The sequence below is a fragment of the Paraburkholderia unamae genome (assembly GCF_003096875.1).
Lineage (GTDB): Bacteria > Pseudomonadota > Gammaproteobacteria > Burkholderiales > Burkholderiaceae > Paraburkholderia > Paraburkholderia unamae.
The window spans coordinates 301515-324823 of sequence record NZ_QEOB01000002.1 but is presented as its reverse complement, the minus strand read 5'-3'; the positions used below and the strand labels follow the sequence as shown (position 1 = coordinate 324823).

Here is a 23309-nt window from a genome sequence, read left to right as displayed (position 1 = left end):
CGGGCCAGTTGAATCAATACCGCGAACGGACTACTGACTTTCGCGCATCACTTCGAGCGCCACTGACTCAAGATGGCGCACGTCCTCGAACAACTCGTCGGACTCGACCGCACCCAGCCCGAGCCGATCGATCAACGAAAGCACAACGTTGTAGTCGAGGCCCGTCGCACCGCCCATGCCGGCGCGCCATTGCGTTCCAACCCGGATGAAGAGCATCACCGCCTGATGGTTCTCCGGCCAGACCTCGACCTGCTGCGGGCCCATCAGGAAGCCGATGTCAAATGCATTGACCGGCCCTCCTGTCGGCCGGTAGAGCGCTCGGGCTGCGGCACTCAGTTTCCCAAGCGGCCCTGGGTGATGGCGTTGCGGTAGTCATCCATGATGGCGGCGACCGCCGCCGGCAACTCGTCGGCGAGCTGCTGGACGTTTTCCAGCGTGAACGGTTCGTCGAGATCCCAGCCCTCCACTGCCCGCATCACGTAGTCCGCATTCGCGCTGCCGGTCTGCTCCATGACCTTTGCCCACGACAGATCTGCATCTGCGCCGCGCTCCTGCTTCGATGCCGCGGCGATTTCGTCGATAAATGCGCCGAACTCCGATCGCGTGCGGTACTTGTAGACGACTTTGACGGCAGCCTGAGTGCCGTCGAGCAGCTTGAACTTGACGGTGTGCGAGAAGCTGGACGGACGATTGCCGAGCGTGATCTTTGCCATGATGGATTCCTTGATATTTTGTATGAGAAGAAAAGCCCCGCCGGGAGCACCCCGGCGAGGAAGGGCTGTTTCCAGCCCCAAGGAGACAGTTACGCGGTGGGCACGCCGTAGCTGATCGAGCGACCGAGCAGCGAGAACGTGGCGGTGACCTGATTCACCTGCTGGGAGCTGAGCTTCGGCATTTCGTTGACGCTCAGATAGCCATAGCCGTAGCTCGCCGCGCCATTGGCGAGCGTGAGCTTGAAGGCGACCGTGCGGCGCGCACGGCTGATGCTGACCATCTTCTGGTAATCCGCATCGCCAGCGTCGTGCGCCAGCGTCAATGCGACACTCGTGGCGCCGAAGCCGGTCGGAACACTCTGTTCGTTGCGCTTCGCGAGCGGTGCGACCGTGGTGAACTTGGGATCGCCACCCGACGAACCGATGGTGAGGACCTGCGGCACCTCCACCCAGTCGGTGGGCAGGATCACTTGCGCCGATCCGGCGCCGTGGCCTGCGGGGAACAGGTTCAAGTCGGTCGTATCGAGACCGAGAAGCGAGAACGTGTCTGCATCCGGCGCATCGACGCGGAAAACGGCGTCGCTCGCGTCTTCCCAGCCCGAGGCGAACAGAATCTCCTGACCCGCGGTGAAACCGTGCGCGGTAGCCGTTGCGACCGCCGGGTTGGCGTTCGTGATCGCGCTCACTGCCTTCGCGACTGCTGACACCTCGGTGAAATAAAAGTGACTCCCTTCGGGAAATCCGTACATACCGGGCTCCTTCAAATGAAAAAACCCGCTCGCGGCGGGTATCGGTGAGTGCCCTATTGGGCGAAATAATGCCCGCGCGCGGCGGGCTGTCCTGCTTGCTGCTACCGGTCCGACCAGACGGTGAATTCCATCCGTTTGCCGTAGAGGCCGAGGTCGGGCTCGTTCTGCGATACCGGAGCGACCATCGGTTTCGCCGAGAAGTCCGCTGCCGTGATGAATGCCGCTTCGATTTGCAGCGCGAGCGAATCCACCTCGTCGCTCAGTCCACTCCAGACGTTGACCTGGAAGAAGCCGTTCTGCTTTTCGGGAACCTCTTTTGCGACCAGCGTTATCACGTGGCCGCCGAACTGTTGCCAGGTGATATACGGCCGCTCAGTGCCATCCGGCGCAAAGCCGGGGAACACCCGGCCATCCACCAACGGCGAAAGCAATGTGAAGATCTTCGCCTCGACGCTCATATGATTTCTCCGACCCGCTTCATCAGCTCCATTTCGACGGCATCAGAGGCAGCGGGCAGCAGTGCTACAGCCGGACGAATGAACGGGTGCGCTTCCCTCGTCGATGTTCCGAACTCGACCATAAAGCCGTAGGGGACCTTCTTGTGGTTCCAGCTGACGTGATAGGTCGCCTTCGACTGGCCCGAGTTGTCTTTCGAGTACACCTGGTAGATGGAGTCGCGCAGACTCCCCGGCTGATATGGGCCGTACACCGCATGCGTGCCGTGAAACATGTGAGCCCGCTCCGACACTGGCGCATTCCGACGAACGTAGTCGTACAGCACCTGCGCGCCCTTCTGCGCCGCCGGCCGAACCGCTTCATCGACACCATCGCCGAGGTGGTCGAGATATTCGTCAAGGGCGCTCAAATCCGACGAGATCGTCATGCTCATTAGGCAATCACCTCGCAAACAAGATCTACATATTCACGCCCGCGCTCATCGGGCAGCACCGCGTGAATCTGATATGTGATCAAGCCATGCTGCACCCTCATGCCAGCCAGAACGTCAGCGCGGTAACGGAGGCGAATACTTGCCCGCGCAAGCGACACTTCGCCATCACCCTTGATCGTCTGGAGGCCCGATGCGAAGGCGATGCTGGCCCACGCCTTTCCGAGCTCAGTCCAACTATCCGGGAGAGGCTGTCCGGAAGGACTGCGAGCGCCCGACTTACGCAGAATCGTGACGCGTCGGTTGAGCTTTCCAGCCTGCATCGTCAGAACCTCGGCGGGACGGTTATCGGATCAAGGAGCGCATCTGCGTAGCCGCCCGGCATCTCCATGACGGCCTGCCGTGTCTGCGCAAGCAGGAAGAGTTCACGCTGATCCCATGCCCAGGCCGCCGCAAGAAGTAACCACGACCGCACCGATGGAAATTTGCTCAGGTCGGCGCCGGCCGTGTACGTGATCACCACAGCGGTGGCCCTCGGCCAGTGACTCCCGAGTGGCGCGATGCGCGTCTCGCGCGTCGACGGGATGACCTCGTACGCCGTTGGATCGAGCGTCGCGTTCACGCCGGTCACCGAACGCCAGGTGATGCTCTCGACCTCGGTCACCTGGCCCACTGAAAGCGGGAAATCCCCCGCGGGGAACGCCGCGAGGCGCTCGGTGTAGCGCGCCTTGCGAATCGCGGCTCCCGTCTTCGTTTCCGCAGTCTGGCGCACACCAGGAATCACGATCGTGGTGATGAAATCCTCTTCGTCGTCGCCGTCGATGCGTGCCTGGTTGACGACATCCTCGTACGTGAGCGGCTCGACGTCGTCGAGGTAATCAACGAGAACGGCGCCCATGCTGCTTACCCCTTCGCGGCCGCGGCCTTCGTCGCGTCGCTCTTCGATGCCTTCGCATCCTTCGCCTCGGGCACATGCTCTTCAGCAATGCCCGCATCGATCAGCTTCTGCGCGTGCCCGTCCGCAAATCCTGTGACGTCGCCGGGCGTGTACTGCCGATGGTGGCGCACGATCTTGACCAGTTTCATGTCGTAGCTCCTGAAACGGCCCGCCTGAACCAGCGCGGGCCTTGAAGTTGAAACTGGCGCTTACGCGCCCCAGGTGACGCCAGTCAGCACAGCGATCGATTCGACGTGGCGCGGCCCGAAGTCGTTCTTCGCGATCACGCGGATGAGCGTCTGGTCGCGCTGGAATGCGCTCACGACATTGCCTTCAGAGTCCTTGTAGGTGGCCTCCTTGCTGTAGTCGATTTCGAGCGTTTCCTCTTCGCCGATGAACACGTCGCCGAAGTCGGTGAAGTAGATCTCCGACTCGTTCGTACCGGCGCCGAGGTTGATCGGGACCTGCGTGGTCTTGCCGACCGGATAGCCCTTCAGCATGCCGTTGTCGAGTTCCGGATAGACCTTGTTGCCGTTGCCGTCGCGCATGCTCGACAGGAAGCGGAAAACGCGCGGCGCCATGATCCAGCCGGGCTCCGTCATGTTCGCATCGGCACCTTCAAGCGCGAGAATCGCCTTGTTCAGGTCCGTGTCCACCTTCTGGATCGTCAAGCCATCGCTCGCCGCGATCAGATTGCCTGCCAGCGCCCAGAAGCGCAGGCCCTTCGGCGTGTTCGCAGTGCCGTCGTCGCGGATGAAAGCCTTGTCCTCGCGCGCGCCGATTGCCGCGGTGAGGTCGGAAATCACGATCTGGTCGACGTTCGGATTCACACCGGCGTACTTGAGCAGGTCGTTCGCGATCGGCACCAGCGCGGCGAGCTTCTTAGCCGTGAGTTGCAGGTCGTCGAACTGCTGTTCCGTCGCGGGCATGTCGCTGTCGGCGCCGACATAGCCGACGACTGCGCCGCCCTTCAGGCGCGGAATCGTGACGTTACCGTTCGTGATCGGCATCGAGCGCGCGCCGAGCTTGCGCACGACCGATTTCGGGCGCAGCAGCTCGATCACCTCGCTCGACAGGTTCGCCGGAACCAGAATGCCGCCCGCGCTCGATGTGAGGGTGTTAAGCGACATCGCCACTTCCTCACCGAAGCCGCGCTCGATGGCGAGCTGGGACGCCAGTTGAGCGTCGCCGCCGGCGGCGGCCAGTGCGCGGACCATGCGCGACACCCGCGCACCCTTCACCTCGGGCAACTTCGGTTGCGCGGGCACGCTCGCGACGGCGGGAGCGGCAACCGTGGCCGGCTTCGGATCGACGGGAACCGCGGCAGCCGCAGCCATACGCTCAGCGGCCTCCGCGCGCTCGATCTGCCCGGTGACCTCGTTGAACTTCGTGGTCAGGTTCGTGAATTCGGTGTGCTGCTCCGCCGACAACGCGGTTCCGGCTGCCTCGATTGCAGCGAGGGCCTGCACCTGCTGGTTGATGGTTGCGCGTTCGCGGCGAAGTTCGTTGATGTTCAAGGTTCATCTCCAAAAAAAATGCCGCCCGAAGGCGGCGATGCTCCACTGAGGCGCGAACGCGCTCACGTGAGAATTGCGTCAATCAATACGATGCTCAGTAGCGGGCGCGCATGTTCATCGCTGCGGCCTGTGCCGCCACACTGCGGCGCGCCGGCGCCCTCGCCTGACGATCCGCGCGCGCCGCGCGCACCTCGGCAGCGATCCGGTTGATTGCGGCCTGAGGCGTCTCGACGCTGTCGGCCAGCCCCGCATCGACGCCCTGCTTCCCGAAAAAGATGCCCGCCTGCGTGTCCTTCACCGCCTGCGTGGTAAGGCCACGGAAGTTCGCAATCGCGTCGACGAACTGCTGGTAGCTGTTCTGGACCATGCCCTGAAGGAACTGCAAGGATTGATCGCTGAGGGGCTCGTGCGGCGTCAGGTCGTTTTTGTGGTTGCCCGCGAACACGGACGTGACCTTGACGCCCTGCTGCTCGTCGCGCTTCGACACGTCGGCGTGCTTCGCGATCACGCCAACGGAGCCCACGCCCGAGGTCTGGCTGACGATCACGTTCGATGCCGCCGCTGCGATGAGGTAACCGCCCGAGAACGCCGAGAAGTTCACGATCGCCGTGATCGGCTTCACCTGCGCCGCGGCGCGGATGTCGTCGGCGAGTTCGAAGGCGCCCGTGGCGCTGCCACCATTGCTGTCGATGTCGAGAACGATGTGCTCGACCGCAGGGTCTGCGGCGGCCTGGTTCACCGAAGAACGCAGGCCCTCGTAGCTCGTCATCGGCTCGCAAGCGTTCATGTGCGCCGAGCGTGACACGAGGATGCCCGACACCGGGATGATGTCGAGGCCGGTATCAGCGACCACGGCGCGCCGGCGGTCGGCCGCCGCGGCCATCTGCGCGCCGCCGCCGTGGTCGTCATCCCCCATGATCTTCGGCTGTGCGCCGTTCACGCTCAGGTTGACGATGTTCAGGTGCAGCGACTGCGCCGCCCATTGCATTGCGAGGTCCATCATTTGGTCCGTCACAAGCTGCGGCTGGTTGAAAATCAGGCTCGCGAGTCGGAGATGTGGTCTCAAGTCAGGATCCTTTGAATGTCGTCGATTTCTGCCTTGGTAGGCTCGGAGGGCTTGCCAACCGGCAACGGCATCGGCTTCGATGCGTCGACCATGTTGAGCGGGCTCAGATACACGTCACCGCCCTTGACGGGCGACATGTTTTCAAGTCGTCGAATGTCGTTGATCGAGAGCCAGCCCCACTGCCTGCCGACTGCGTACGCTGCATAGCGTGACGCCTGGTCGCCGCGCAGCAGGCCGGCCACGTTGTATTCGATGAAGTACTGCGTGCGCTCGGAGGGCAGAAGCAGATCGCGCGTCTTCGCCTGCTCGTGCCGCTTGATCCACGGCAGCAGCGTGTAGATGACGAACTGGATCTCCTGATGCTCGATGTTGCTGAACGTCGCGCGCTCCAGCTCGTTCACCATGTGCGCCGGGATCTTGTAGATCCGCGCGATGTCGATGGTCGACAACCTCAGCGCCTCGATCAGCGCCGCATCGACGTTCGTCATCGACAGCGGCTTGAACGTCATGCCCTCCTGCAAGAGCGCAACCTTCTTGGCGTTGCCCGCGCCGCCGAATTTTGCACCCCATGAGTCGAGGATCTTGTCGATGCTAGCCTGATCCTTGATCGGCGTCCCCGGCCGCTCGATCACACCGGAGAGTGCCGTGCCGTTCATGAACGACTTTCCGGCGTACTGCTGCATCGCTTGCGCGTGCCCGATCGCGTTGGCATGCAGCATGATCGGTGACAGCCCCGTATAGCCATTGAGCGACATCCAGCGCACGTGATGCACCAGACGCTGAGGCATAGGATCCGAGCCATAGACGCGATACACAGGCTTCAGGTCGCTACCCTTCATGACCGTCACCGCCTCGTGATCGAGCGGATAGAGCCCCTGCACGACGCCTGCCTCATCGCGATCGATGAAGCTGTAGCTGTTGCCGCGCAAGCCCGTCGCGATTTGCGTCTGCTCCTGATACTCAAATGGCGTCTGCCACGGGTTGGGCTCGTACTTCAGGATCGAATACAGCGGGTGATCAGTGGCCAGAACCCGGTCATCGCCCTTCCGTTCGTAGATCTCGATCGGCAACTGCGCGATGCTCTCCGCGAGCAGCGAGACGCAGTTTTGCAGCACGGTCAGCGCGAGCGCCGAATGCGCGGTCACCACCTGACCGGCATCGGAACGCGCGCTCCCGAGCAGCGATGAAACCCAGCCAGACGACCCCATCTGCGTCACGGCAAGGCTTGAGAGCAGTTGCTTGCTAAAGAACATGGCTCACTTTTCTCCCACCTCGGCAGACGCGCCGGGCGCAATACGCGCAGCTGCGCGGTCAGCCAGGTATGCCCAGAACAGCAGCAGGACGCCCGCGACGATCAGGGCCGCCGGCACGCTCACGAGAGCGACTCCGGCAATCAGTAGCGCAAAGCCGAACAGCCCCGCGACCCAGGATGCAACACCGATGATATTCAAATTCCCACTCCCTGGTCGTAGATCGAGCCTGCGGCAGCCAAGTCCGCCAACATCGCTCGGCCAATGGCCATGATCAGCGCGACCGCGCCGTCAATCTTGTTGTCGTTGCCCTGCTTGATCGGGCGCACGACGTCGTCGTTACCCGGCAGATTCTTCCCGATGACGTTGCTGATACACCACGTCAGGATCGGATTGCCGTCGTGATGGAACCGCCCCGAAGTGATCGCCGCTTCGAGTTCCTTCATCGGGTCCGACATGTTCGTGTAGTTCTGCACGATCGTGACCGGCGTCAGCCCTTCGTCGTCGAGCTGGTGCGAGAGGTTTGTCGCGCCGTGCGGGTCGAGCGGTGTCGACTGAACCGGGCACAGCCTGTTCGCCTCCTTCGCCTCTTCTAGGATGTCCCGATAGTCGATCTCAGCGCCGTCCGTCTCGCTCAGGAACCCCTGATTCACCCACTTTTGATAGCGCTCGGCCATCCGCCGGTTTTCGGTGTTCTTTACCGTGTCTTCGGGCACCCAGAAACGCGGCGCGACGCTGAAATAGTGGCGCTTGCCGTCGATGTCGCGCCAGAAAAGGCGGCCCATGCTGTTCAGGTCAAGCTTGCGCGCGAGATCGAGCGACAGCACGCACGACTGGCCTTCGAACTGATCGAGCGACAGCGTCGAGTCTTCGCACGCCCTCCAGTCTTCAAGATTGAAGTAGCCCGTTTTCGCCGACGTCCACACGTTCAAATGCTTCGTTTTGAACGTGTTGGTGAAGCGCGCGGACTTGATCGCGCGCTGCTGCTGGCTCTCCAGATACTCCTGGTAGACCGAGATCCCCATGTTCGGGTTGGCCTTGGCCAGCACACGCGGATCGGTCCACTCATCGCCCTCGTCGATGGTCCAGATCCAGCCGAAAAGCTCGTCGTCAGGCACGGTGCCTTCGAGCATCTCGATGACCTGGCGCCGCTTGTCGTAGCACGGCCCTTCGATGTTCGCGCCGGCTGTCGTGATGATGAACATTAGCGGCTGGCGCCGCGCGCCCATGCCGGTCAGCATGGTTTCGTACTGCGCATTCGAGTCGTGCTCGTGATACTCGTCCTCGATCGCGCACGAAGGCGACGCACCATCGCCAGGGTTGCCGATGATCGGCTCGAAGCGGCTGCCATCTTCCGGGCGGCTCAGGTTCTGGGCGTTGACCTCAATGCCGAGGTGCTCGACCAGCATCGGAGAGCGCTTGACCATCAGGCGCGCGGGCCGAAAGACCTCCCACGCCTGCCGCTCGGTCGTCGCGCCGCAATACACCTCGGCGCCGAACTCATCGTCAGCAGTGAACATCGCGATACCGACGCCCGCAGCGATCACGCTCTTGCCGTTCTTGCGCGGCACCTCCCAATACGACTCACGGAAGCGCCTGAAACCCGTCTTTTTGTGCACCCAGCCGAAGGTGCACGCCAGCCCGAAGACCTGCCACGGCTCCAGTGTGACGAGTTGGCGCTTGTACGCCCATTCGCCCTTCGTGTGCGGCATCAACTGGATGAGGCGCAGCTTCTTTTCGGCCTTTGCGGCGTCGAACTTGTACTTGAAGCCCGCACCCTTGCTCGCGGCGAGGTCGTCAAGGTGCCGCTGGCACGCCAGCTTCACCCATCGACATGCCGGAAACTTTCCGCGCACGACGTCGCGCGCAAACTGGTTCGCCTTCGCGACCAGCGGAAAGGATTCTTTCGGCATGTTCTAGCCCAGCAGTGCGGCGAACGGGTTGCCCTCGCCCTTCTTTTTCGGCCCGATCAATCGCTGACGGCTCGACGGATCGAGTCCGAGCATGGCGCCGAACGTCGCCATCTGGCCGGCGGCCTCTTTGACGACGGTGGCGGCCGGGTTTTTCACCGGACCACCCTGCGAGCCAGACACTACCGGTCCATTCCGCACGAGCTCGTCTTGCGCCCGCCTCCAGTTGCCGTAGGCGGCGCAAAAGATTTCGAGATTGTGGAGATCCGTGAACTGAAGGATCTTTTGCTTGCACAGGAGCGGCGCAACGCGCTCCCACATATCGACTGCCTCGCCATCGAGCCACTCCGGCGGCTCAACGTTGGTGACCAGGCCGAAATCTGGCTCCTGCGTATTTAGTTGCCGCTTACCCGGATTGCCGGCGGCCTCCTTCTTTGCAACGGGCTTCGCGCGACGTCCGGAGCGGCCCGCGACTCCGGGCATAGTTCGCTCCACCTTTAAATTTCATTTTTCGCGGGCGTGAAAACTTGACGAACCGGTCGGTCCCTCGGTCAATCGCCCGCAGGGATTGGACACCCCCTACCCCCTAGCCGCAGCCCGACGCGCGCCGTTGCGCGCCCCACCGGACGACCGCGCGCGACGACTAACCCACTCACGACCCCGTCTCGCGCCGACGCGGCGCAGCGCCTTGGCGGCGCTCTCTCGCGGTCTTGGCCTTGTGGCAGTCATGGTTGATCGCACTGAGGTTTTCGGGGTCGTCTGTGCCGTCCTGCGCCTTCGGGATCACGTGGTCAACCTCGGTCGCCAACCGGACGCGCCCGAGCTGCCGACACTCCGCACAGCGGCAGATGCCACCGTCGCGAAGCAGCACCATCTCGCGCAGCTTTTCCCACCGGCTGCCGTACCCGCGCGCGTGCCGATTGCCGCGAACGGAGTCGGGCTTCCAGCCGACATCCTCGCCAGCGTGCTCCTCACAGTACGACATCCCACCAGGCACTAGCGCGCGGCAACCACGATGCTTGCAGGGCCGAAGCGGACGCGGCGGCATCACTGAGGCCCGGTGACGTTTTGCGTATGCTCGACCGCACGCGATTCGGTAACGCTCGCGTCAATGTCAAGCTCAACCAGACCGACCGTCAGGTGCGCGACCACAATTCCATTGGGCTCGATCGGCAGGATCTCCACGCGCATCACGCCCGGGACCGGTGCGCCATCAGCGTTGAGCACGCGCGTTCCCATCGAGGTTCCATCGCTGATGATCTTGATTCGGTCCGTCATTCACCAACCTCGTAACTCGTTGCGCAAACGAAAAAGCCCGCCAAGGTCTTCACCTTGCGGGCTTCAATTTGCGGAAGCGGCCGAGCCGCTCAGTACCTATTGACTGAAGAGATCGTCGACTATCTTGCGCGCCGCGCTGTAACCACCCATCAACGCGTCCGTGTCGGTCGCAAATGGGCGACCGCCGAGTTCGCCGAACCTCAAGGGAGAAAACACCGCGAGGGCTTGCCCTTCCTTGAAAATTCTCACCACTGCAACGTAGCCGCGCGGCACCTGCGGACGCTTGCCAGGCTCAAGAGATACATCAATCTCAACGGCTACCTCAAGCGTATAGCCGTGATATTCATAGTTTCGCTGCATGTCGCACCTCGCCATCCGAAGCGATCACCAGACTACGCTGGCTCGTGATCCTTGAGCCACTCTCGCAGCGCATCGTTCATGCGCGTCTGCCAACCGTCGCCGGTGGACTTGAAGCGCTCCACGATGTCTGCATCGTACCGGACCGACAACAGCACCTTCGGCGTTTCGAGGCGCGGCCGACCGCGCGCGCCGAGGCGCTTCATCTTCTTGAACTGCTCATCGGACACTTCGAACGTGTCCGGATCTTCCGCAATGCCACGGTTGATCGCTGCATCCTCTTCATCCGTGGGCATGATGATGTTACGTTTGCTCGACATAGCTCTTGACCTCGCGCTTGTTCGCCTTGCGCATGCTGATGATGTGCATCGAGTCGCCGCGCTGCGTGAACACCACGCAGTAAAGGCGATCCGCGATGACGCCAAAGCCGACTTCACGAACCTCGCGATAGTCGTTGCGGTCATCGACATAGGCCATCACTTCCGACCAATCCAGCTTCTCAGCCAGTGAGAGCGACACGCCATGCTTGGCGATGTTGATTTCGTTCTTGGCCGGGTCGAATGTGATGTCCATGTCTTTTATTGTAGCTACACTTAATCGCTCTCGCAAGTCTTTTTTGTAGCTACGCGCTGCGCCTCGTGGCGCCGCCCATGCGATAGTGGCGACACACGAATCACTCGCACTTGCTATGTCCAATCGAAACTTGATCCCGCACGACGTTCTGAGTCGCACGGTTGACGGCGCGACACCCGCGCGCGCGTGGCGCGAACATCTCGGCATGACGCAAGCGCACGTTGCTGAGCGCCTCGGCATCAGCCAATTTGCGTACGCACAACAGGAAGTCAGCGACCGTCTAAGCAAGACGTCGCGCGAGAAGATCGCCACAGCGCTCGGCATTGATGCCGGGCAACTGGACTTCTGACGCACCAATGCGAGGCACCCAAAAGGAAAAACCCGCAGGGCTTTCGCCTTGCGGGTCGACTGAGGATGGCGGCGCTCACGCCCGTACCAAACAAAAAGCCCGCTTGCTTTCGCTTGCGGGCTTCGTGTTCGCACCATTGGTACGGTATATGAAAATGCATGTTATGCGCGTTTTTCGCGCATGTCAAGCAGTCCTCACCAGCATCCCGATCGCGTCGAGGCGTTCGCTCAACGCCGTGAGTCCAGCCTTTTCGATTTCGCGAATCCAGTTACGTATTGCCGTGGCATGTCGCTTTGCCGCGTCCTCGGGGATTCTCAGGCTTTCTGCTCTATCGAGCACGTGCACCTTGACGCCGAAATACTTCATGAGGACAGCAACCCGGAACTCCCGCTTCGGCGGAACCGACTTCATCGCGCGCGCGGCCTCATCCGCTAGCTCGTGCATCGCCTCGCTGAACAAAGTCGGCATCTTCCAGCCTCGGCAGCATGGATTGGAGCACTTGCATTCTTCGTTCTGTGGCGACCGGCGCGCGACCAGCGCAACGGCTTGCCAGTAATCCAGCCTATCCAGTTCAGCGAAGACCATACCGGCCTGGCCTGCGCCGTCGATCCCGAACAACCCACGACCGCTACCGCATGGGCCGCCCTTCAAGATCTTCGCCATTGCCGACATGGCGTACTGCTGGCCCGAGTAATTGCAGGCGAATGTGACCGCCTCTTCCGCGCTCTTGAAAATGCCCTCGTGGATTGCTTCCATATTCACCTTTTTTTGTTCGATTTGTTGATCAGCGGCGGCCACTCACTGCTCGGTCGTTTGCGGCTCGGCGTCGTGGTGGATCGTGACTTCCACGATGGCCTCAACCAAGGTTCCGTAGCTCATTGAGCGATTGTTCAGGCGCACGTGGGCGACTACGTGCTCGGCGTCCGTATCCACACCGATCTGCCGACAGATTTCTTCGCTCAGCAACCGGTAGATCTTGTCTTGGTCCACCACTGCGCGGTGCGTCGTCGTATTGGTGCGGCTCGTGCTGATCTTGATTTCGCTCACGTTGCTTCCTCCAGTGCCAGTTCGATGACGCCGCTAGCGATGAACTCGCGCAGCGCCGCCTTGTTTCCTTCGTGCCGGTGGATGTCCGCTGGCAGCCATGCATAGCCATCGTCAGCCCAGCGCTTGTCCTTCTTTCCCATGAAGCGCCGCAGGTTCTCCGGTACCAGCACCAGCGCCGAGACTGACCACGGGTTGAGCCAGTTCGGCTGATAGCGCGACGTGATGCGCCTCACCGCGCGCGCCGGTGCGCTGAACTCGTACGACGGCGGCGGGCCGCCACCCATGCGGCCGACGTGCTTTGAATGGTCCGCTGGCAGGCTCAACTCCACTTCGAGGATCACTCATTCACCTCCGCGCATACCCAACGCTTCTCGCCGCTTTCGATGAACGGGGCCAGCGACCTCTTGTTCATCGACACGCGCGCCGAGCAGCGCAGCACGCCGCCAGAGCGCCACGTGTGGTCGCGGCCCGAGATCCCTTTGCGGTAGTTCGGCGGGATGAATGCATCCACCAGCACCACCTCGTCGCTCATAACGCCCTTCGTGACCGAGCGCCGCACGACGTACACAGTCGTCTCGAATGACTGGGTGTTCGTGCCGCGCCTCGTCTCGACCTCAACATCTATCAGCAGCCTCAAGCGATTACCTCCTGCAATCCCATCTTTCGCGCGCGCACCGGCTCCCATTCGTCGAACGCGGGTAGAAACACCGACTGTTTCACCGCCCGCTCTGCCGGGCCCTGATCGAGCCACACGTGACACCAGAAGCAGCCGGGCACCGTGCGCGCGTGATTCGACTTCAATCCCATTCCCTTGCCGGCCGCCAGGCTGTTCTCGTGGCACGGCACCACCGTTTCGTCATTCGGGTCCAGGCGGCACACGCCGGGCACGCGCAGGTAGCACGGCTCGCCGCGGCACGCCGCCAGATACTTCGAGCCCTCTGCGACGGTCGGCTTCTTTGCGCGGCGCTTCATCGTCGTGCGGCGCGCCGCCGTGGCCCGGTTCGCGAAGCTGCTGAACGGCGAGCCCGGCTTGCGCACGAAGCCGGATCGCTTGAGCCCCGTCTTGCGCTGCAACGTCATCGGCTCTCTTTCCCCACGCAAACGTAAGTCGTCTTGCCAACGTAGAAAGCGCCAAGCCGGTCACATTCGCGCGCGATCGTCGAATGAGCGCATCCCCAGCCAAAACAAAAAGCGGTCACTGCGGCAACAATTCCCCAAGCGGTCATTGCGCCTCCTTCAATGCGCGGATCTCGACCGGCGCGCCGCTTGCCGCGATCAGCGAAGCACGGCCGCCCCGCCAGAAGACGAAGCCCAGGTCGCGCAGCAGCTCGGGAATGTCGCGACCCGCAAACTCGCGCGCGAACCATGCGTCGTATTCTTCGCGCTCGGTCATGCGGCGCCTCCGAACAGAGCCGCCACCAGCGGATCACGACGAACCAGCGTGCCCGCCTTCGTGGCGGCCCGAACGCGCTGTTGCGCGCGGAGCTGGTCGAACTTGTCGAGACGCTCGCGTTTCAGCTTGCGGTAGTAGCGCGCGCTCAATTCCTCGCGTGACTTCGGCGCCGGGCGCTTCGCGTCTCGGCCTGCGCCCCAGGCCCACACTGCCGTGGGCGAGCCGTCGCCAGCATTCGGCAGGTAGCGCGCAATGCGCATTTCGGCGCGGTTCGCAGTGATGAAGCGCCGCACGGTCGGCTGCGAGCACACGGCGAGCGCCGCGAGTTCCGCAGCCGTCGCCGGGCGAGATTCGAGGATTGCCTTGATGCGCGCGCCACTGCCCTGGGCCGCGCGCTGCGCCGGCATCGAGCGGCGGCGATCCGGAAGCTTCAGATCGCGCCCTCGCGCGACGAGCGCCGCCTCAGTGCGCAGCGGGAACAGATGCTCGACGTTCTTCAGCGCCGCCGGCTCGCCCCAGAGCTTGGTGAGCAGCGCATCTTCTTCCGGGCTCCACTTCGGAGCGCGAGGCATACCCTTGTAGACGCCTGGCATCAGATTTCCTTGATGGTGATGTCGTGCACGGCCAGCATTTGCTTGCGCTTCTGCACGTACGTAGTGTTTTTGCGGGTCGCTTTGGACTTCACGTCCTCCACCACGCGCTTACCGGTCGCCACGTCGAGATAGACGAAGTCGGCTATGTACTTCGAGGCGCGCTCCCACGTGCCGTCGTCGCGCTGCTTGCGCGGGGTGAGCACGAAGGCCACCTGCAACTCCAGATCGCGGATCTGGCCGCCGGCCTGCAACTGGATCAGGTGGAACCAGCGCGAGCGCTCTTTCTCGCTGTCGAACTTGATGCCCTCGTGCGTGCACTTCCGGTTGCCGTACTTCGGCCGCTTCTTCGGCTTCGCCATGCCCAGCGACGGCGTAGCCTCGCGGCGATACGCGGGCGTGTTCGCGCCGGCGCTCTCCGTGCCGTCCGCGATGTCATCGAAGCTGTGCGCGGGCTTCGTGCCGAACTTCTCGGCCAGCTTTCGCTGGGCGTAGCCCATGCTCGGCGCGTCGTCGCGCACGCGCGCGGTGCCGACTGTCGTCGTGCCCGGCGGCACAACCATCGGCCATGAGTTGGTGCGCTTCGTCATGAGGCCTCCCAGACGACCTGCTTGATCGCGTCCACGCTGACGATGTCTACGCCGCGAGTCGAATCGCACCATCTGTCCACTTTTTCGCGAGCGACACGTTCGGCAGATTCATAGACTTCGCGGGTCGGCGTATCTCCCGTGAACCCGCCAACGCGCACGCGAATCGTGATCGCTACATCGGCATACGAACGAACAGTTCTTTTGCTCACGCGCCCTCCGGTCGTTGCACGAGCAGCTTCCGCCAGTCCCCGTTGCCGCGACGCGCCGAGGCAAAGTTATCGGCGTACGTGCTCCAACCAAACTCGGCAGTGCCCCACGATCCGCCTTCATGCGGCGACGGCATCTTTTCGAAGAGCATCAAGGCGCCAGTCGCGTCTTGGGCGAGCCACTTCAAGCGCGGAGATACATGCGTCCAGTCGATCGACGGCAGCGCGAGATCTTCGGGCTTCGGGCAGACGCGGTAGATCACATGCGAATGCCAGATCGGCACATCACGCCGCCAATCGTCAGACGTCGAGAGCACCGAGCGCCACTCAATCGGGTGCCCCTGCTGCCAAAGCGCGAATACAAGGCATCGGTTCCAAAGCGCCACTTGGCCGAACGGCTTGTCCAGGGCGTGATTTAGCTGATCAAGCGGGCAGCCACCTTTAGCCCAAGTTTCGGAGTAGTTGGCGGCGTCCATCGCCCGGCGCCACTCTTCCGTCATTGCGTTGTCGATGCTCATGCCTGCTGCTCTCCATCGTTGTAGAAGCGGTAAAGGCGCTCGTATGCCTCGCCGCCGTATTTCGATTCGCTGGCGAGATCCTGATCCCGCCAGTTGCCTGGCCCTGCCGCCTTGAACACGCGTCGGCGCCACGACACGGCGTTTTCGTCCTCACCCTTCGTGAGGCCCAGCTCAGCGCCCTTCGCATCAATGCCCGACGTGGTCGCATGCCAGTCGCCGCGTACGGCCGGCGCTGCGCCGGCGGCCGGCTTGGTGATCCGCATGCGGCCCGTGGTATCGCCGAAGCCTTTCGGGCTGATCAGGTAGTCAAAACCTGCGTGCGGCGGAAGGTCGACTTTGTCGCGCACCGCCGGGAAGTAGCGAGCCGCCGCACCCATGTCGTCCTTCAGATGCGTCAGGAAGGCGCGTATGGCCCCCGCACGGGCTTCGACGAACGCAGAGGTATCCACGGTGCCAACTCGCTCCCCAAGCGCCTCATTGAAGGCCTGGATCACGGCGAGTTCGGCATCGCTGTACGCGGTCTGGAATTCGTCCATCCATCCGCCATCGTTCAACCACGTGGCGGCGTGCGGCTGGTACTGCGGGTTTTGCCACTGCTCCGAAGTCTTGGCCCGCTTCAGACCTGCCATCAGGTCGTTGAAAAGCTGCTCGTTCGGATTGAGCTTGGCAAACGCCTTCTCGGCTGCCTTCTTCGATCGCTTGCGCGGATAGCACTCCCAGAAAATCTCAAAGCGTTCGCGAAGCGAGCGCGAAAGGGTTTCTTTTGGAGTTGTCTTTTGGTCTTTTCTTTTGGAGTTGTCTTTTGTGGTTATCGAATCAATAACCCCTTTGTTATCGTTTTGATAACCCTCGCTTATTGTTTCGATAACAGCACTGTTATCGTTTTGATAACCCCACACCTTCGACGGGTCGATCTTCGCGTTGCCGGTCCACTGCCCGAACGACTTGTTCACAGCCAGGCAGAACGCGTACTTGCCGGGCGTGCGAAGCAGAACGCGCATTTCCACCAGCTCGTCGATCGCCGTCGAGACGTTCGGCGGCAGCACGCCGGTCTTGTCCTTGAACTGGCTCAAACTGATCTCGTCCGACTTTTTGTTGTAGCCGTACGTCTGGCGCAGCAGCACCAGCAGAATCTTGTAGTGGCGCTTGCCGAGATTGGCGAGCGCGAGCGCTTCCAGAATGCCGTGTGCCACGCGTGTGAACCCGTCCTCGACCTGCGCGGTGCGCGGTTGCTCGGGGAAATAGACGACGTCAGCGAGCGCCATGTCAGTTCGCCGCGGGCAAGCCCAACGTCTCGTTTTCGTGACCCGTGGCGGCGCACTTGCGCGTGCCGAATACCGCGAGCTTCCCGGCGTCGATCAGGGTGCGCACGCGGCCGCAGACGCTGCCGAGACGCATGTTCGTGCGGTCTGCGATGTCCTGGCGCGTCAGGCGCATGTCCGGGGCCGTGAACAGGTCCACGATCATTTGCTTCTGGGTGCGGCGCGCCGCCGCGTCGAGCGCGTCATAGGCCGCAAGCGAGGTTTGTGAGGTTCGCATCAGGATTCCTTCGTGGGGTTAGCCGGTGCGGCCTCGCCGCGCTTGCACATCGCAGCGACCACGCGGCCAGCCATTTCGGTCTTCACGCTGATCTCGTCGATCAGGCTGTTGTGCAGGCGCGGCAGCTCGCCCGGATCGATGCCGTCCAGAAGGTCGGCCGCCGCGGATTCGGTACGGTGGTTGACGCGCACGATCGAGCGAATGAGCTCCTGTGCGTTCACGTCGTCGCCCTCGCCGCTCTCGATCACTCGCGTGGTGAGGCCGGCAGGAGCCAGGATCTCGTTTGCCAGAGCTACGCGTGCCGCGACAGGCAGCGCCGCCAGAAGCGACGGCAGCATGTTCGTCGACAGCAGGTTGCGCTCCGACACGCTGTCGTCGAGCCAGCGATAGACGCGGTCCGCGTTGGTCTTCTGGCGCGTGTGCTCGCCGTGGTGGTTCTCGCTGAATTCGACGCGCACCCGGCGCACAGCGCCGATGCGTTCGTGAGCTTCGACGATCTCTTCGACCACTGCCTCACGCGACCAGCGACGAGATTTCCGCCATTCGTCGACCACCGCCTTGATCGCGGCAATCGGACTTCTGTGCGACACGTTGCGCATGACTTTTGTGCCTCCGTGGCATACAGTCCCCATATGCCGTGAGGACTGCTAAGGCCTCATGAAGCACACAGGGATAAGAGAAAAATGAAAACGTTACTGACGGTTAAAGTCGGTACTGCTTCGGGCCGTGCAAGTGCGGCCTTTTACGATCGAGGCGCGGGGATTCGCCTCGTATCTCCTTCGCGCGCTCCGCTCTGTGGAGCTGCGCGAACTCAAACAATGTCAGCAGCCAGTTCGCAAGCTTCATTCGTGTTCTCGCTGCTGTTGCTCGCCGCGCTCGTGCCGCTAGCGCGCTGAGCGAGGCGCGTGGCCGCCTCGACCTTTGCCCAGTCCACGTGCTTGACGAAACCCTTCATCGGGATGTCGCGCGCGGGCTGATGGAGGAAAACGCGCTGAGAAAGCGTCTCGCGTTCGCCGGTCTCGACATGCAGCGCAGCGCTGTTCTCTTGCTCGATGATCTTCATCACTGCTGCGATGCCGCCGTGTTTGCCTGCTTCGCGAAGCATTTGCTGGTGTTGCGGAAGGTGCATTTGAACCCCTCGTACTTACGAATGTTGGATACCGCACAGAGGCGGCTAGTGGGTCAACAGAGACTGCGGTTGCGTCGGGTTTGTGATTCGCACGCTCTCCGCAAAGTTGGGAATGTGGTCAGCGCGGTCCTGGTCCGCCGCGCCACCTCAAGCCATGCTTCGGTCCGATAGCTCGGGCCAATAGTCGGTCCAGTCATCCGGCCGCAGGTCTTTTCGGCTCACCTCGCCACCCATCAAGCGCTCGATTGCGCTGCAACGCTTAGGTGGCACTGGGCGGTCTCGCACGAGCCACTGATGGACAGTAGACGGCGCGACGCCGAGTGCGCGCGCCAGTGCCGACAGGCCGCCGGCCTTGGTGCAAGCTTTTTCGATGGGGGCGAAATGGTTCATGGATTGCAGTATAGGCAAAGCCTAATTATCGGTCAAGGCATTGCCGAATCTGCGTCTCACGCAGATCATCAGGCAATGCCTAAAGAACCCCAACACATCGGAGATCGCCTCCGCGCCGAGATGGATCGGCGAAAATTGGTCGTGGCTGACGTCGCGAGGCTGTTTGGCGTCAAGGCGCCATCCGTTTACGATTGGCTGAATTTCGGACGCATCGCAAAGAAGCACCTGCCGAAGCTCGTCGCCGAATTCGGCCATTCAATGCAGTGGTGGATCGAGGGCAAAGAAGACGATGAGGGTGCGCCCGCAGAAGAACGGCGTCTTACCGATGGGAGAGAATCGGTCAGCGTTCGACCAGTGCTTGTCTGGGAGAACGAGTCGGAACTCGGGGATGAGTACGTTTTGATACCGCGACTTGACATCAAATTCTCCGCCGGTAACGGCAAGATTGTTTGGCACGTAGACGAAAAGGGCCAGAAGCAGGCGTTCCGCAAGACGTGGTGCAACAGGCTTGGCATTAATCCAGGGCACGCGGCAACGATCGTCGCTGATGGATCAAGCATGGAGCCGCGTGTTCTTGATGGCGACTCGCTCGTTGTCGATTACAAAGCAACCAATGTTCTCGACGGCAAGGTCTATGCGCTCGCCTACCAGAGTGAGGTCTACGTCAAGCGGCTCTTCAAAAAGCCGGACGGTGGCCTGCGAATCACGTCGGACAACACCGACAAAGTGCGCTACCCGGACATGGACCTGAACTCTGAGCAGGTCCAGTACGTTCAGATCATCGGGCGCGTAGTGGCGGTCAGCGGCGCCATGTAGTGCACAAAAGAAGAATCACCAACGAGAAACCGGGGAAAGTGTGCGAAGAGCTGTTATCGCGCTGGCGACGTTGCTCGTTGCCAGCCCTACGATTGCGGCCGGGTCGGCCGCTGATGTTCTAGTTCAGGCTTGCCAGGGGCTGAAGCGGCAGGCGGATCGCAATACATGCCTCGCCGCGGCTGTGAAGTCCGTCGCTGCGCAGTCTCAGGCCGCGCAGGCGGCACCACACCCCCCCTCGCCCCTTGATGCCGCTCGTGCACGCTCCGCGAAAGCTCTGGAGGCATCTCGGTCGATCCAGAGCGTCATCGGCGCAGGCGTCTCGCTTGTGCAGTACCAGCCATACGTCCTGCAACTTTCAATCGCGCTCGATCAGTTCCGCAGCGCTGCGCAGACACAAGAAGAGAGGGATGCCGCGGGCCTGCTGGCCGAGGCCTTACAGGCCTATACGGACGCAGCCACCTACTGGCAGGCGGACATTGAGTTCTACGCGCGCAACGGCAACCGTTTGGCGTACATGGGCGGCCAGCCTGTCGGACTGACCGGCACGGGCTACATCCTCGATAGATACAACGTCCCGATCCAGAACTCTGACGTCTGGGGCCTTCAAAAAGGCGCGCCACTAAACGTCGCTCTCGTGACGATCTGGCAGTACGCGAAAGGGAAGACGGACGAGGCAGCAGACGCGATCGAAAACGTCGGCCTGCCAGTTCATGGCGGCCAGGCAAGCGGCGGCGCCGCACCATCGAACAGTGCAGCATCGAATGTTACATCGGCCGTGACGAAGGAGTTGGATCCGCCCTGGTCCATGAGGGTAAGTGCAAGCTTTACTGGGGGCTCGTACACACAGCCCAACTATTCGGCCAAGCGGCTTGATGGCTCGGTTGCCGGCGTCAACGTAACGGCGTATGCAAGCAATGGCGACTGGGCTCGCGTCACTCCTGTGGGCGGCCCGGAGCAGTGGATACCAATGAGTCAACTGTCGAACCCCGACTGAGCACCTTCGAAACAACAAGCTGGGACACATAGGACCAAGACATGAACGCCCCACAAGGCCGAGGCGGAAGTTCAGACGGAACCGCGCCCTTTGATGTTGATGACGATCCCCTCTATGGCAAGGCAGTGTCGCTGGTCGCCACCAATAACCGCGCTTCCGTCTCGTTCATCCAAAGGCACCTCCAGATTGGCTATACGCGTGCGATCGCTCTCGTGGGGCGAATGGAGCAAGAGGGGCTCGTATCACCGATGAATTCTGTCGGCCACCGGTCGATCTTGCCGAAGATCCATGGGTACTCAATTGCAGGCAACGTGACGCGGGCATCATCTAGCAATTCCATGGGTTCCAACGAAGCAAAGAGTGACGACGGACAGTTCGACTTCATGGCGGGGCTTGAGATCTATCGAGAGACTATCGCGAACATCTCAAACATTGCATGCACCGCCGCGGCTTTGCCTAATGGCGCAAAATTGACACCGGAACAAGCTATTGCGTTTCGAGATAGGCATTGGCATGTGCTTTGGCGCGCAATCCTTGACATCATCGCGGTATGCGATGAGAACCCGCAGGCTGTCCTCGACGCCATAAAAGGCGGGGGATCGCATGCCGAGTAACTGATTTAAAACGCATATCGCTCGAATCCATCACGGCGAGCGGCAGTTGTTCCACCCAAGAGTGTGGAATTTCACATCCGCACCATCCGGAATAATTCTGCATCGCTCGCCCGCACTCGGCGCACACCCCTCCTCCACCAGCACGCCCATCTTGCGACCACTGAGCATCGACCTGCATTGAGCCGCACGCAGTATGCTGCCGCCCGCTTAGCGCCAACCATCCGGCGCCACTGCTCCTCCAATTCCGCGCCGCCCGTCCACGCGATTCATGCATGTCGCATAGTCCGGTCACCCTGATATGAAATAGCGGGCGCGCGCCGTTAGCGAACCTGCGACTGGCTGCCGCTGGTGAAACGTTTGGCGTGTTGCGATTCGCCAACGCGCATCTTACAAACAGAGCACAAAACTTACCTCTGTTCGACAGATTGAAATGGTTGCTGAAAAGCTGACCGGCCACCTCACAGGCAGGTTGCCGCACATCCGATTCTTTTTTAGGCTTTGCCTTGACACACATCGTAGGCTTTGCCTAAACTACGCCCTGAGCACTTTGAAACGCGAAGCAGAAGATCTAGTCGCTCCGGCAGAGCCGGGTTTGCGAATCGCCCTTTAACAATCGAAGACAGATAAACAGGCTCGATCCATCGAGCCCAGCCCATGGCCCCGCGCGGCTGAAGTAAAAGCGCGGGAAATGGCGGCCAGATGAGCTGCTACTGCGAAAGCAGCGCCGAGCGAGCATGGCGTGGTAATGGTCGCAACCGTGCGGGACCGGGAGCTAGCCCAGCTAGGTGTAGCCCGGCCCGCACGTAAAACAATGCTTCTCATGGTGCATCCAACGAAGTGCATCACGAAAAGCAGGTCTCCGCAGAGCATGGGTTATTTGCTCCCGCGCATCATAAATTTCGGAATGCAAATTAGTTAATGGAGCTTGACAGATGAACAGCGCACAACGCCGCAGGGCATACCGTGCCATGCCGAAGGAAGGACAGCGCGTGGCATGGACGACCCGCGTTGGCAACGCACGCGAAGGCATCGTGGAAGGCAAAAAGGAATGGTTTCACGGCCAATTCAATGAAGAACGCCTTAACGTGCCCTGCGTCCATCGCGTACGAGTCAAGATGCCGTTTGGCTCGCATGTGCACCCGTTGGTGAAGAACATCCGAATCGTGCGAGGTGCAGCATGAACCGCGCCGCTTGCGATAACGCCCTGCTGATCGCCTGCGATGAGTTTTCCTGCCGCTTGCTGATGGGTTGCAAGGTCGTAGCAGCCGGAGCGGTGATTGGCTGCGCCTGGTGGCTTCTCGTCGCGCTGCGCGCTGGTGCGCTGTCGTGACGTTCGCCAAGTATCTCGCGGTCTCGACGCTCGGAATTGCAGTCGTCGTCGCTCTGATGGTGCTTCAAAGCTATCTGCGCGAGATCGAGGAAGCGAGCCAGCCCCTCACCTGTCACGCGCAGCGCTGCACCTGAATTTATCAACGCCGAGGCGGTGGCACTCATCGCCAAACGATTAGTAATCCTTCTCAACTGGAGGCAACAGAAATGGGTGGTTTTTGTGTGTACGGCCAGTCGATGGAAGTGGCCCGCGCGCGTGCCGCGAAGAAGATCAGCACATTCGACAGCGAAGCCAAGCGCCCGCTGACTGAAGTCGAGTGGCGCGAGCGCGTCGACGAAGAGGCATCCGGCATCTTCACCCGCATGAAGCCCGTCCGCGTCAGCCCTGAATTCGACGCGCCGCAGTTCGCACGCGACTTCATCGACCTCGCAGCGCGCACCGCCCCCCCTCTCACGCTCTCGCGAACATGGCCGTCATGCGCATCGACAAGAAGCTCGACGCTAAAGGAAACGAGGTCAAGAGCAAAACCAGCGGCCTCCCGCTGATGACCTGGGTTCGCCACAAATAA

The 23309-nt window shown here is 61.7% G+C and carries 41 protein-coding genes and 1 pseudogene; 8 read left to right on the top strand and 34 right to left on the bottom strand.

The features are described 5' to 3' along the window. Positions 1 to 30 precede the first annotated feature (30 nt). From C7402_RS05505 to C7402_RS05415, 19 genes are all read right to left on the bottom strand, one after another. Entirely contained in the window at positions 31 to 264 is a 234-nt protein-coding gene (locus C7402_RS05505) for a DUF1799 domain-containing protein (protein ID WP_116609889.1), read from the bottom strand. A gap of 68 nt (positions 265 to 332) precedes the next feature. Beyond that, positions 333 to 713 carry a phage tail assembly chaperone gene (locus C7402_RS05500; protein ID WP_116609888.1) on the bottom strand — a complete coding sequence of 127 codons (381 nt, stop codon included), beginning with the start codon at positions 711 to 713 and terminating at the stop codon, positions 333 to 335. 89 nt (positions 714 to 802) lie between these two features. Beyond that, the gene (locus C7402_RS05495; RefSeq protein WP_116609887.1) at positions 803 to 1462 is read right to left on the bottom strand and encodes a phage tail tube protein; all 660 of its coding nucleotides are present in this window, start codon (positions 1460 to 1462) and stop codon (positions 803 to 805) included. 101 nt (positions 1463 to 1563) lie between these two features. After that, positions 1564 to 1920 (bottom strand): DUF3168 domain-containing protein, encoded by a 357-nt coding sequence (locus C7402_RS05490; RefSeq protein WP_116609886.1) that lies wholly within the window; start codon positions 1918 to 1920, stop codon positions 1564 to 1566. Next, on the bottom strand, positions 1917 to 2351 hold the full coding sequence (locus tag C7402_RS05485) for an HK97-gp10 family putative phage morphogenesis protein (RefSeq protein ID WP_116609885.1): 435 nt from the start codon (positions 2349 to 2351) through the stop codon (positions 1917 to 1919). The genes C7402_RS05490 and C7402_RS05485 overlap by 4 nt, the downstream gene beginning before the upstream one ends. Further along, the gene (locus tag C7402_RS05480; RefSeq protein ID WP_116609884.1) at positions 2351 to 2671 is read right to left on the bottom strand and encodes a phage head closure protein; all 321 of its coding nucleotides are present in this window, start codon (positions 2669 to 2671) and stop codon (positions 2351 to 2353) included. Before C7402_RS05480 ends, C7402_RS05485 begins: the two co-directional genes overlap by 1 nt. A gap of 2 nt (positions 2672 to 2673) precedes the next feature. Beyond that, entirely contained in the window at positions 2674 to 3246 is a 573-nt protein-coding gene (locus tag C7402_RS05475; RefSeq protein WP_116609883.1) for a head-tail connector protein, read from the bottom strand. Between the two features lie 5 nt (positions 3247 to 3251). Beyond that, positions 3252 to 3434, bottom strand: a complete 183-nt coding sequence (locus C7402_RS05470) for a hypothetical protein (RefSeq protein WP_116609882.1) — start codon at positions 3432 to 3434, stop codon at positions 3252 to 3254. Between the two features lie 60 nt (positions 3435 to 3494). Beyond that, the gene (locus tag C7402_RS05465) at positions 3495 to 4802 is read right to left on the bottom strand and encodes a phage major capsid protein (protein WP_116609881.1); all 1308 of its coding nucleotides are present in this window, start codon (positions 4800 to 4802) and stop codon (positions 3495 to 3497) included. 94 nt (positions 4803 to 4896) lie between these two features. After that, positions 4897 to 5868: a S49 family peptidase gene (locus C7402_RS05460; protein WP_116609880.1), complete on the bottom strand. Its 972-nt coding sequence runs from the start codon at positions 5866 to 5868 to the stop codon at positions 4897 to 4899. Then, entirely contained in the window at positions 5865 to 7121 is a 1257-nt protein-coding gene (locus C7402_RS05455; RefSeq protein WP_116609879.1) for a phage portal protein, read from the bottom strand. Before C7402_RS05455 ends, C7402_RS05460 begins: the two co-directional genes overlap by 4 nt. A 3-nt stretch (positions 7122 to 7124) precedes the next feature. Next, positions 7125 to 7319 carry a hypothetical protein gene (locus C7402_RS05450; RefSeq protein ID WP_116609878.1) on the bottom strand — a complete coding sequence of 65 codons (195 nt, stop codon included), beginning with the start codon at positions 7317 to 7319 and terminating at the stop codon, positions 7125 to 7127. Then, positions 7316 to 9031 (bottom strand): terminase large subunit, encoded by a 1716-nt coding sequence (locus C7402_RS05445; protein WP_116609877.1) that lies wholly within the window; start codon positions 9029 to 9031, stop codon positions 7316 to 7318. The genes C7402_RS05450 and C7402_RS05445 overlap by 4 nt, the downstream gene beginning before the upstream one ends. 3 nt (positions 9032 to 9034) lie before the next feature. Then, entirely contained in the window at positions 9035 to 9511 is a 477-nt protein-coding gene (locus C7402_RS05440) for a phage terminase small subunit P27 family (RefSeq protein WP_116609876.1), read from the bottom strand. A gap of 169 nt (positions 9512 to 9680) precedes the next feature. Continuing rightward, positions 9681 to 10076 (bottom strand): HNH endonuclease, encoded by a 396-nt coding sequence (locus C7402_RS05435; protein WP_116609875.1) that lies wholly within the window; start codon positions 10074 to 10076, stop codon positions 9681 to 9683. Beyond that, a complete protein-coding gene (locus tag C7402_RS05430; protein WP_116609874.1) occupies positions 10076 to 10306 on the bottom strand; it encodes a hypothetical protein in 231 nt (76 codons plus the stop codon). Before C7402_RS05430 ends, C7402_RS05435 begins: the two co-directional genes overlap by 1 nt. 96 nt (positions 10307 to 10402) lie before the next feature. Continuing rightward, the gene (locus C7402_RS05425) at positions 10403 to 10666 is read right to left on the bottom strand and encodes a hypothetical protein (protein WP_116610079.1); all 264 of its coding nucleotides are present in this window, start codon (positions 10664 to 10666) and stop codon (positions 10403 to 10405) included. Positions 10667 to 10698: 32 nt separating this feature from the next. Then, positions 10699 to 10983 carry a BrnA antitoxin family protein gene (locus tag C7402_RS05420; RefSeq protein WP_116609873.1) on the bottom strand — a complete coding sequence of 95 codons (285 nt, stop codon included), beginning with the start codon at positions 10981 to 10983 and terminating at the stop codon, positions 10699 to 10701. After that, positions 10967 to 11236, bottom strand: coding sequence for a BrnT family toxin (locus C7402_RS05415; protein ID WP_116609872.1), 270 nt, complete (start codon positions 11234 to 11236; stop codon positions 10967 to 10969). The genes C7402_RS05420 and C7402_RS05415 overlap by 17 nt, the downstream gene beginning before the upstream one ends. Before the next feature lie 124 nt (positions 11237 to 11360). Between C7402_RS05415 and C7402_RS05410 the strand changes: the two are divergent. Beyond that, positions 11361 to 11585: pseudogene (locus C7402_RS05410) on the top strand (helix-turn-helix domain-containing protein); the annotation flags it as partial. Between the two features lie 183 nt (positions 11586 to 11768). Here C7402_RS05410 and C7402_RS05405 read toward each other — a convergent pair. The 15 genes from C7402_RS05405 to C7402_RS05345 all read right to left on the bottom strand — a co-directional run bounded on the left by C7402_RS05405 (position 11769) and on the right by C7402_RS05345 (position 18987). Continuing rightward, positions 11769 to 12383, bottom strand: a complete 615-nt coding sequence (locus C7402_RS05405; protein ID WP_116609870.1) for a hypothetical protein — start codon at positions 12381 to 12383, stop codon at positions 11769 to 11771. After that, positions 12384 to 12632 carry a hypothetical protein gene (locus C7402_RS05400; RefSeq protein WP_116609869.1) on the bottom strand — a complete coding sequence of 83 codons (249 nt, stop codon included), beginning with the start codon at positions 12630 to 12632 and terminating at the stop codon, positions 12384 to 12386. Then, complete coding sequence (locus C7402_RS05395; protein WP_116609868.1) at positions 12629 to 12973, bottom strand: hypothetical protein; 345 nt, start codon at positions 12971 to 12973, stop codon at positions 12629 to 12631. Before C7402_RS05395 ends, C7402_RS05400 begins: the two co-directional genes overlap by 4 nt. Beyond that, a complete protein-coding gene (locus tag C7402_RS05390) occupies positions 12970 to 13269 on the bottom strand; it encodes a hypothetical protein (RefSeq protein ID WP_116609867.1) in 300 nt (99 codons plus the stop codon). The genes C7402_RS05395 and C7402_RS05390 overlap by 4 nt, the downstream gene beginning before the upstream one ends. Further along, positions 13266 to 13712, bottom strand: a complete 447-nt coding sequence (locus tag C7402_RS05385) for a nuclease domain-containing protein (protein WP_116609866.1) — start codon at positions 13710 to 13712, stop codon at positions 13266 to 13268. Before C7402_RS05385 ends, C7402_RS05390 begins: the two co-directional genes overlap by 4 nt. A 142-nt stretch (positions 13713 to 13854) precedes the next feature. Beyond that, positions 13855 to 14025, bottom strand: a complete 171-nt coding sequence (locus C7402_RS46775; RefSeq protein WP_165841787.1) for a hypothetical protein — start codon at positions 14023 to 14025, stop codon at positions 13855 to 13857. After that, the gene (locus C7402_RS05380) at positions 14022 to 14618 is read right to left on the bottom strand and encodes a hypothetical protein (protein ID WP_116609865.1); all 597 of its coding nucleotides are present in this window, start codon (positions 14616 to 14618) and stop codon (positions 14022 to 14024) included. The genes C7402_RS46775 and C7402_RS05380 overlap by 4 nt, the downstream gene beginning before the upstream one ends. Beyond that, positions 14618 to 15205: a DUF1064 domain-containing protein gene (locus C7402_RS05375; protein WP_116609864.1), complete on the bottom strand. Its 588-nt coding sequence runs from the start codon at positions 15203 to 15205 to the stop codon at positions 14618 to 14620. The genes C7402_RS05380 and C7402_RS05375 overlap by 1 nt, the downstream gene beginning before the upstream one ends. Continuing rightward, positions 15202 to 15414 carry a hypothetical protein gene (locus tag C7402_RS46175; protein WP_133254416.1) on the bottom strand — a complete coding sequence of 71 codons (213 nt, stop codon included), beginning with the start codon at positions 15412 to 15414 and terminating at the stop codon, positions 15202 to 15204. Before C7402_RS46175 ends, C7402_RS05375 begins: the two co-directional genes overlap by 4 nt. Beyond that, a complete protein-coding gene (locus tag C7402_RS05370) occupies positions 15411 to 15929 on the bottom strand; it encodes a hypothetical protein (RefSeq protein WP_116609863.1) in 519 nt (172 codons plus the stop codon). The genes C7402_RS46175 and C7402_RS05370 overlap by 4 nt, the downstream gene beginning before the upstream one ends. Then, entirely contained in the window at positions 15926 to 17194 is a 1269-nt protein-coding gene (locus C7402_RS05365; protein WP_116609862.1) for a replication protein, read from the bottom strand. The genes C7402_RS05370 and C7402_RS05365 overlap by 4 nt, the downstream gene beginning before the upstream one ends. A gap of 1 nt (position 17195) precedes the next feature. Beyond that, the gene (locus C7402_RS05360; protein ID WP_116609861.1) at positions 17196 to 17468 is read right to left on the bottom strand and encodes a hypothetical protein; all 273 of its coding nucleotides are present in this window, start codon (positions 17466 to 17468) and stop codon (positions 17196 to 17198) included. After that, positions 17468 to 18067 (bottom strand): hypothetical protein, encoded by a 600-nt coding sequence (locus C7402_RS05355; RefSeq protein ID WP_116609860.1) that lies wholly within the window; start codon positions 18065 to 18067, stop codon positions 17468 to 17470. The genes C7402_RS05360 and C7402_RS05355 overlap by 1 nt, the downstream gene beginning before the upstream one ends. A gap of 212 nt (positions 18068 to 18279) precedes the next feature. Continuing rightward, positions 18280 to 18597: a hypothetical protein gene (locus C7402_RS05350; RefSeq protein ID WP_116609859.1), complete on the bottom strand. Its 318-nt coding sequence runs from the start codon at positions 18595 to 18597 to the stop codon at positions 18280 to 18282. Positions 18598 to 18744: 147 nt separating this feature from the next. Then, the gene (locus C7402_RS05345) at positions 18745 to 18987 is read right to left on the bottom strand and encodes a transcriptional regulator (protein ID WP_116609858.1); all 243 of its coding nucleotides are present in this window, start codon (positions 18985 to 18987) and stop codon (positions 18745 to 18747) included. Here C7402_RS05345 and C7402_RS05340 point away from each other — a divergent pair. From C7402_RS05340 to C7402_RS05320, 7 genes are all read left to right on the top strand, one after another. Beyond that, entirely contained in the window at positions 18892 to 19803 is a 912-nt protein-coding gene (locus C7402_RS05340; protein WP_244314748.1) for an XRE family transcriptional regulator, read from the top strand. The genes C7402_RS05345 and C7402_RS05340 overlap by 96 nt on opposite strands. A gap of 325 nt (positions 19804 to 20128) precedes the next feature. Next, positions 20129 to 20797, top strand: a complete 669-nt coding sequence (locus tag C7402_RS05335) for a hypothetical protein (protein ID WP_133254415.1) — start codon at positions 20129 to 20131, stop codon at positions 20795 to 20797. Positions 20798 to 20838: 41 nt separating this feature from the next. Then, a complete protein-coding gene (locus tag C7402_RS05330) occupies positions 20839 to 21411 on the top strand; it encodes a DNA translocase FtsK (protein WP_116609856.1) in 573 nt (190 codons plus the stop codon). A gap of 932 nt (positions 21412 to 22343) precedes the next feature. Beyond that, positions 22344 to 22592 carry a hypothetical protein gene (locus C7402_RS05325; RefSeq protein WP_116609855.1) on the top strand — a complete coding sequence of 83 codons (249 nt, stop codon included), beginning with the start codon at positions 22344 to 22346 and terminating at the stop codon, positions 22590 to 22592. Then, positions 22589 to 22741, top strand: coding sequence for a hypothetical protein (locus tag C7402_RS46770; protein WP_165841786.1), 153 nt, complete (start codon positions 22589 to 22591; stop codon positions 22739 to 22741). Before C7402_RS05325 ends, C7402_RS46770 begins: the two co-directional genes overlap by 4 nt. Continuing rightward, positions 22738 to 22875, top strand: coding sequence for a hypothetical protein (locus C7402_RS46765; RefSeq protein ID WP_165841785.1), 138 nt, complete (start codon positions 22738 to 22740; stop codon positions 22873 to 22875). The genes C7402_RS46770 and C7402_RS46765 overlap by 4 nt, the downstream gene beginning before the upstream one ends. A gap of 72 nt (positions 22876 to 22947) precedes the next feature. Next, positions 22948 to 23286, top strand: coding sequence for a hypothetical protein (locus C7402_RS05320; protein WP_116609854.1), 339 nt, complete (start codon positions 22948 to 22950; stop codon positions 23284 to 23286). Positions 23287 to 23309: the final 23 nt, after the last annotated feature.